10 protein-coding genes are annotated in these 7,661 nt (G+C 46.8%); 6 read left to right on the forward strand and 4 right to left on the reverse strand.

The genetic code is table 11. From position 1 onward, the window contains the following. Window positions 1–292: 292 nt before the first annotated feature. On the forward strand, window positions 293–595 hold the full coding sequence (locus tag H6G03_RS36260; protein WP_190475649.1) for a ferredoxin: 303 nt from the start codon (window positions 293–295) through the stop codon (window positions 593–595). 212 nt (window positions 596–807) lie between these two features. Here H6G03_RS36260 and H6G03_RS36265 read toward each other — a convergent pair whose 3' ends face one another. Then, window positions 808–2,463, reverse strand: coding sequence for a SpoIID/LytB domain-containing protein (locus H6G03_RS36265; protein WP_190475651.1), 1,656 nt, complete (start codon window positions 2,461–2,463; stop codon window positions 808–810). Between the two features lie 154 nt (window positions 2,464–2,617). Here H6G03_RS36265 and H6G03_RS36270 point away from each other — a divergent pair, with 154 nt between their 5' ends. The 4 genes from H6G03_RS36270 to H6G03_RS36285 all read left to right on the forward strand — a co-directional run bounded on the left by H6G03_RS36270 (window position 2,618) and on the right by H6G03_RS36285 (window position 4,798). Continuing rightward, entirely contained in the window at window positions 2,618–2,881 is a 264-nt protein-coding gene (locus tag H6G03_RS36270; RefSeq protein WP_190475653.1) for a sulfiredoxin, read from the forward strand. A 194-nt stretch (window positions 2,882–3,075) separates the two neighbouring features. After that, a complete protein-coding gene (locus H6G03_RS36275) occupies window positions 3,076–3,570 on the forward strand; it encodes a Dps family protein (protein WP_190475655.1) in 495 nt (164 codons plus the stop codon). Window positions 3,571–3,648: 78 nt separating this feature from the next. After that, window positions 3,649–4,293: a helix-turn-helix domain-containing protein gene (locus tag H6G03_RS36280; RefSeq protein ID WP_190475657.1), complete on the forward strand. Its 645-nt coding sequence runs from the start codon at window positions 3,649–3,651 to the stop codon at window positions 4,291–4,293. Window positions 4,294–4,471: 178 nt separating this feature from the next. Further along, on the forward strand, window positions 4,472–4,798 hold the full coding sequence (locus tag H6G03_RS36285) for an STAS domain-containing protein (protein WP_190475659.1): 327 nt from the start codon (window positions 4,472–4,474) through the stop codon (window positions 4,796–4,798). Between the two features lie 103 nt (window positions 4,799–4,901). Here H6G03_RS36285 and H6G03_RS36290 read toward each other — a convergent pair whose 3' ends face one another. Next, window positions 4,902–6,029 (reverse strand): PP2C family protein-serine/threonine phosphatase, encoded by a 1,128-nt coding sequence (locus tag H6G03_RS36290; protein ID WP_190475660.1) that lies wholly within the window; start codon window positions 6,027–6,029, stop codon window positions 4,902–4,904. A 186-nt stretch (window positions 6,030–6,215) separates the two neighbouring features. On the opposite strand from H6G03_RS36290, the gene H6G03_RS36295 reads away from it, so the two are divergent. Further along, complete coding sequence (locus H6G03_RS36295) at window positions 6,216–6,680, forward strand: ATP-binding protein (protein ID WP_190475662.1); 465 nt, start codon at window positions 6,216–6,218, stop codon at window positions 6,678–6,680. Here H6G03_RS36295 and H6G03_RS36300 read toward each other — a convergent pair. Then, complete coding sequence (locus tag H6G03_RS36300; protein ID WP_190475664.1) at window positions 6,629–7,402, reverse strand: DUF1350 family protein; 774 nt, start codon at window positions 7,400–7,402, stop codon at window positions 6,629–6,631. The genes H6G03_RS36295 and H6G03_RS36300 overlap by 52 nt on opposite strands. Window positions 7,403–7,428: 26 nt before the next feature. Then, the coding region (locus H6G03_RS37630; RefSeq protein ID WP_206756675.1) for a hypothetical protein at window positions 7,429–7,661 on the reverse strand (233 nt) is incomplete at its 5' end.

Consider the following 7,661-nt stretch of genomic DNA (forward strand, 5'->3'; position numbering starts at 1 on the left):
TGAGCAACAGGAATAAAGACGAAATGTTAGCTCCCCCACTCCCCCACTCCCCTCCCTCCGATACCAAGCTGGTGACTTTCCGCAATAAGTATAAGCAATCAGGATTAAATTAGGAAATTTAATTACGAATCCCATTGTCAGAAACTGGTAATCGAGTATCAAAAATCCAAACTTTTCCCGTAATATCAAAAAGTGAAGCAATCCTGAAAGCAGACCGGCCCAAAACGGAAGTTGGCTGGGCTGCTTAAGGAAAACTTATATAGCCGTTTAGAATACTTGAGAGGACAGCTACATGGCAAAGACATACAAGGTTAAGCTAATCAACGAAGCCGAAAAGTTGGACACGACCATTGAGGTCAAAGAAGACGAATATATTCTTGACGCGGCTGAAGAACAAGGACTTGACCTACCCTACTCCTGCCGCGCAGGTGCTTGCTCCACTTGCGCCGGCAAAATTCAAGAAGGTACTGTTGACCAAGGCGACCAGTCTTTCCTGGATGACGATCAGATTGAAGCTGGCTACGTGCTGACCTGCGTAGCTTACCCCACATCTGACTGCACGATCCTCACCCACCAAGAAGAAGAACTGTACTAGAGGCGCTAGCCAACTAGCCAAGCAGAAATCAGAAAAAATTTGTAAGGGAAAGGGAAAGCGAAAATTCTCCCTTTCCTTCTTTTTATACTTTTCGTGAAATCATCCGCCACACTCCAACTGTTACTCATCCGAAATCCGGGTTAGCTACCCCACTCCCCGCTCTTTCCAAAAATAACGAGGGTAGTGGAAGTGGATTTGGTATGAGGGCTAGTTCAGCGTTGCTCCCAAAAGGCGATCGAATCGTTGAGCGGTTGGATTTGAGTGCCGGGATAATAAAAATTGAGAATTTGCTCGCTCGACCAACCCAGGTTGGCCAATTGAAGGGCACCATTTTGACTTAAACCAACCCCGTGTCCGAAGCCGCCGCCGACAAAGGCGTAACCCCATAGGGTTTGTTTATCTTTTTTGACAGGCTCCAGATAAAACAGAGTGCTGATGGGAGCCATAAAGGCACTGCGAACTTCTTCCTTGTGCAGTTCGATCGCACTCTTGTTAGTCTGGATGACCATTGTCAGGATGCGTCCGCTTGCCGATCTCTCTGTCACCTCCATTGACTGAATAGTTTGGAAGTTAGCTTGGGGATGTTTTTTGTCCTTGAGATATTTCTGTAACTGCTGCGTCAAGTCTGGAAGGCTGGTTTCTTTGCGCCAGCGAAACAAACTCTTGCCTTCTTCGTTGAAGCCTTTCTGCAAATTGATGAACTGTCGCAAATTTTGCTCGTTTGCCAAGCTGTTGCTGCCTAAATCCCAAATACTGCTGACAGCATCGACGATCGGACGCAGATAAGGTCGATCTGGCCCATTCCAAACATCCCGAAAAGAGGCACTCACTCCCCCATTGGTGGAAGAATAAACCGCATCGATTAACTCGTTTTTGTACACGATCACTAAGCCTTTTGTAGCTGCGATCGCTTTATCTGTGGTCGGAAAAGCACCGCTGAGTCCGTAATAAACTTGACAGTGAATATCCGCAGACAGTTCGTAGCCATCGATTGCAAAACGGCGTAAGTTCCGCAGTGCGTAAGTCCTAGCCAAAATTGTCTGCGCTTCCAGAGCTGCATTAGGTGCCAAGGCTCCAATTTCATTGGGTACTACACCCCGCAAATACGTTTCCAGCGGTACTTGGTTCACCAAGGTGTATGTACCGTAAGCGTTAGGCTGGATTTTAAGCGGACCGACAAATGTCCGTCCGATTTTGTCATTTTTGCCTTGAAACACCTGAATCATATTTTTTTCAGATGTAATCTCGATGTTTTTGCGGTTGTAGCGCAAGCCATCCATCACCCAAGATGGTTTTGGCTCCTCCTTCATTATTTGCGTATCCAGATGAGCCGTTCTGACGTCCTCGGTTTGCAAACTCTCCAGCAGCAATCGTCGCAGCAAAGGAGTCTTGTACACATCCCGTTTGGCCCAAACTTGCCACCTTCTGGGCTGAGCGATTTCGACTTCAATTCCTTTCGCACGCCACTGTAGGGCACTATCTTCTGCTGTCTCGAAGTTTGGGTGGGTACTGAGGACAACTCGCTCTTCTACTTCTGGCTGCGGTAGCGGTTGCATCTGTATTTCCAGCTTGAGGCTATCTAGCGAAACGGTTTGCGGCTCCATATTGCCAGCTAAAAACTGCAATGTCAGCCGATCGCCCGCTGTCGCCTTCAAAGTCAGCTCGTCATCCGCTTTGGCACCAAATCTCTGCACAATGCCAACCTTGAGTTCTACATCAGAGCCTACAGCCGAAGCTCGTACATCTGCCGTGAGTCCGACTAAACAAAACACGGTCACTGCTGTACGCCACCAGTAAGCTAGCGATCGACCGTCGCGGGTTTGAGTAACGGTGAAAATCTGTCTGAGGATACAAGTAGTTTTCTGCATGAGCTGCCTTGCGATAGATCATTTGCGATCGACCATAGCTTTATGCTTTTTATCGATCTAAATAGTCGAACTGAATGTTTGCAGTTGCAAACCGAACTCATAACGACTATGATTAAGGAGTGAAGAGTCAAAAATAGAAGTAGTAATACACCCGATGGTAAGAATACAGGAAATTCCCCTACGGCAGATTCATCGTCCCCTGATCCGACAGACCGATCCTCAGAAAGTCGAAGCACTAATGGAATCAATTCGAGAAATCGGACAACAAGAACCGATCGAAGTTCTGGAAGTAGATGGACAGTATTATGGGTTCTCTGGTTGCCACCGATTCGAGGCTTGCCAGCGCCTGGGCCAGGAGAGCATCCGTTGCAGAGTCCGCAGGGCGACCCGCTCGGTTTTACAAATGCACCTAGCTTAAAGTAAGGGCTAGGAGCTAGGCGCTAGAGGCTAGAAAATCAGGATTTTTCATAGAAACCAGGTTGATAGCCGACGAAAACCCATCAAAATCAATTTGTGGGCTACTAGCTCCTTGACGATCGCTTCTCATAGAAAACATATAAAAGTAGAGCTAAAGCTGCCAAAATTCGATCGCTAACTCAGGAGAATTCAGCAATGCAACTTCAAGACAAAACCATACCAGTAGATATCGGGATTGAGGAACAAGCTCGCCAAGAAATTGCTCAAGGACTGTCTCGCTTGTTAGCCGATACCTACTCGCTCTATCTGAAAACCCACTATTTCCACTGGAACGTCACCGGTCCGATGTTTCATTCCCTGCACCTGATGTTTGAGGCACAGTATACCGAACTAGCTGCTGCTGTTGATGTGATTGCCGAGCGGATCAGGGCGCTGGGCGTGTTTGCCCCCGGTTCTTACAGCCAATTTAGCGAATTAGGCTCGATTGCAGAAACGCGGGATGTCCCCAGTGCCGAAGAAATGGTACGCTTACTTGTGGAAGGCAATGAAGCTGTAGCAAAAACCGCTCGCTCAGTTTTCCCCGCCGCACAAAACGGTGATGACCAATCCACTCTCGATATGCTGACCGAACGCCTGCGAGTTCACGAAAAGACCGCTTGGATGCTGCGGAGTATCCTGAATAAACAGTAAGGACTGGATTTTTAGTGGCGCGAAGCGATAGGCTGTTAAGCACGCAGTAATCATCTCTCCCGCGCCGCATCAACAGCAATGAACCTGTCTCCGCTTCCAGACTACACCCACCAGCTGCAACAATTAATGCAGCGGGTGGGTGTATTGAGTTTTAAAGCGCTCAGTCGTTCCGCAGGGGTATCGGAACGGCAGCTGATGCGACTGCGGCGAGGACAGATAATGCAGATGCAGGTGGAAAATCTGGTCAAACTCGGTCAAGTTTTGCAAGTGTCGCTAGAAGAGTTATTGGCAACTTTTTCCGATCGTCAGATAAGTTGGACAGAAAAAACAGGGGAAGCATCACCAGCGCTACAGCAGGAGTACCAACGATTGCAAGCGCAGATGCAGTCACAGCGACAGTCGTTAATGCAGGAATTTCAGCTTTCCAGTTTGCAAGTGTTGGAATCTTGGCTGATACAATGGCCAACAGCTGCCTATGCTGCCGGACAAAATCCTCAGCTGCCGGCAGTGAAATTGTTGCCGCTGCTGCGACCTGTAGAACAACTGGTGCAACAATGGGGAGTGGAAGCGATCGCACCCGTAGGGACAGAATTGCCTTATGACCCGCAGCAGCACCAGTTGATGGAACTGACGGCACAACCGGGCGATCGCGTTAAGGTGCGCTACACTGGCTATCGGCAGGGCGATCGCCTCCTCTACCGCGCCAAAGTCAGCCCTGTATAGCCAATTCGATCGAGACAACAAAGCGCTGCTCTATGCTAAAGTCAGATGCGTAGAGTTTAATCCTTAATCCTGATATATTTAAATTCAGCCAAAATAATCACAAAAATAAACGAGCTAGGTTATTTAATCATGGCCGATGCTTTTGAGCTAAATCTAGACAAACTGATTTATAACAATCATGGACTCTGTTGTTAAAATTGTTCAACCCGCCGGTATGTTAGACAGTTCTAAAGGTTCTCTATTTCGCCAGGAAATTAACTCCTTGGTGGAAAATGGAGCCACTATTGTGTTAGTCGATTTCCAGGATGTCACCTTTATGGATAGTTCTGGGCTGGGTTCTTTAGTATTAGCCCTCAAAACAGTTCGCGCTGCTGGGGGTAAGCTGTTTATCTGTTCGATTAACGAGCAAGTCAAGATGTTGTTTGAACTCACTAGCATGGATCGCGTGTTCCAAATATTTGCGAATAGAGATGAATTCGATCGCAAATTGGACTCGCTTAAGTAGAAGGCGATCGTTGGTGAATTATTGTAAAAATAGTCAAGCATATACACAGAGATATGCTGATTTTTTACTTCGAGTCCGTTAACCCTTGGTGCATTTACTAATCTTAATCAAAATTAATCTCTAAGATAGACACATCATCTTCAAAAGATTCTTTCCCGTTGAGAGCGCGAACTTCTGCTAAAATCCGGTCTAAGTTGGATTTTTCGGTGTGGGAACTGCTTTGGACAAGATTTATAAAAGCATCCAGACCCCAGATCGAACCGTCGGGTTGCTGAAGTTCGTAAATGCCATCGCTGAAAATGTAAAGCGTACTCAACGGCTCAATTTCACAAAAATTATTGGTAAATAGGACATCCTCGAACATCCCAACAGGCATACCGGGAGTTTTTAGGCGTTGACTTGATGTCAGTTTTGGGGATAACAAAATCGCTGGGGGATGTCCGGCGCTGGCGTAAGTCAGTTGGCGCTTGGCTCGATTGTAGACACCGTACCAAATGGTAAAGTATTTATCATTTTGGGCAGACATCTGGAAAGTATGATTTAAAGCGCTGAGAACGTCGCTGGGTTGATAGTAATTAAGATTGGGAATAGCGTGCGATCGCAGCAGATTCATTACCGAAATGGCAGGAAGTGTGGCTTTCAAGCCGTGTCCGGCTGTATCCATCAGGTAAACTGCCAAACAATCGCGATCGAGCCAGAAATAATCGTAGCCATCTCCTCCCAGACGACTGGAAGGGATATACTTACCTTGAATAGAGAGCGGCTTGGTTAAAGGTTCTGGCAGAAGACTCCGCACGTATTCAGCCGCCTCCGCCAATTCTGCGGCTAGTATCTGCTTTTGGGTTTGCAATTCGTAGTTGAGTTGGTACAACCGCAGTCCCGATCGCACCCGCGCTGTCAATTCGTGGATCTCGATCGGCTTGGATATAAAATCATTTGCGCCAGCATCCAGTCCTTTGACCCGATCTTCCACGGAGTCCAAGGATGTCAGTAGAATGAAAAAAGTGCTGGATAAGCTTGGATCTGCCTTGACCCGACGACATACCTCTATGCCGTTCATCCTGGGCATCATCCAATCGCAAACAATTAGCGCCGGATGTAACTGCTGCGCCTGTGCTAACCCTTGTTGGCCATCGCTTGCCACCGTTACGGTATAACCCTGTTTTTTCAGCAGCCTTGTGAGGACTAACTGTATAGCAGGATCATCATCTATAACCAGAATTTGATACATGGACTAAAAATGATACCATTCTTATAATATTGAAGCATCCGTAAAAAGATAAACAAAAATTATACTGAGCCAAGTAGGTTTTAATCTAAAAGATTAGCACAAATATACTAAGTAGCGAGTAAATTTATAGTAAATTTAAGAATTACCTCTAAGTTGCGCTTTTATTGAATCATAGGTTTTGTCAAATTGCCACCATCTCAAAAAAGCCATTTACAACTTCCCACAGATCTCAAGGCTTTACCTCAAATACTTTCGTGGTTTGAGCAGTTACATCAGCCGCAGATCGCGAGAAAATTATGGTTGCGATTCCAACTTGCGCTTGCGGAAGCTTTTACCAATGCGGTTCGTCACGCCCATAAAAATCAATCCCCTGAAGTTCCTATTGATATTGAAGTGACGATATTTGAAGATTCGATAGAGATTCGAGTTTGGGATTGGGGCCCACCCTTCGATCTTCACAAAAAGCTGAGTGAGATGCTGAGCAATGAGGAAAACGACTCCGGGGGAGGGCGAGGTTTGCAACTGATGGAGAGTATAACCGACCATTTGTCTTATACTCGCACTGCTGACGATCGCAATTGTCTGTTAATGGTAAAACATTATGGCGGGGACAGCGGATTGAGCCAGCGCAGTATTACCGATTTTAACTGATTGAACTCTCGAAAGATTTCTTGCTTGACCCATTGACCGATCGCATCGAAAGGGCTAAAGTCTTTTCCACTTTGCCATCGCAGATCTTGACCCAAAGGTGTAAGATGATTTCCGGGTAAAGTTAAGGCAGAAACCATATCGGGAAAGCGTTTTTGCAACAAGTCGGTGAGAGGGGTTGTTTGGTCGATCGTATCGTTGTTAAATTTAACTAGAAGATTGCGCCGGACTTGGTAGCCTCGATAGATAATTTGCTTGGTTTCTCTTGGGGAAGGTGTAAACTCGATATTGAGAGCGGGATTGAAGTTGAACTGCTGCACAAAAGGGATAGCTTCGCTGGCGGTGTAGTTATTGAAAGAAATGAGGATATTGCCTGCGCGATCGACTGGAAAAAGACTACCGATAAGTAAGTGTAATTTGCAACCCATACTGTGTCCGATACCGTAGATCGGGAGATATCGGCTTTTCAGTTTGTTTGCTGTTCGCAATTCGTCGAGAGTGCGATCGAATTTATAGAGTACATCTTTGGCGATCGCACTATGGTCGAGGGTATTGACAAACGGAGTGGCAATAACTGCGTATCCCTGGCTCCCCAAGTGTTCTAATAATAACCGATAAGTCACTTGGGGTGCGGTGGCGACGAACGCACCGCCCAGAAAATGCACTATTGCTTTGGGATGCTGGGGGATGTACACCCAGTTACCGGAAACTTCCTGCCAGTTCATACCGAGAAAAGGTAGTTCACACCTTTTCATGTTAATGCTTGTTGAGCGGGTTGACCTCTCCCCCCTACCCCCCTCTCCGGCGAGGCGAGGGGCAAAAGCCGTAGGTTGGGTTGAGGTAAGGAATTAATTAGCGCGATCGCTCTGATTCTAGATATTTTTGACATCCTCCCCGGCGTGAACGCACGGGGATTCCAAACATCACTGTTTAGGTTTCCTCTTTCCACGACTCGGCTTACATTGAGGGGTTTCCCCACCAATG

The sequence above is a fragment of the Aerosakkonema funiforme FACHB-1375 genome, assembly GCF_014696265.1.
GTDB lineage: Bacteria > Cyanobacteriota > Cyanobacteriia > Cyanobacteriales > Aerosakkonemataceae > Aerosakkonema > Aerosakkonema funiforme_A.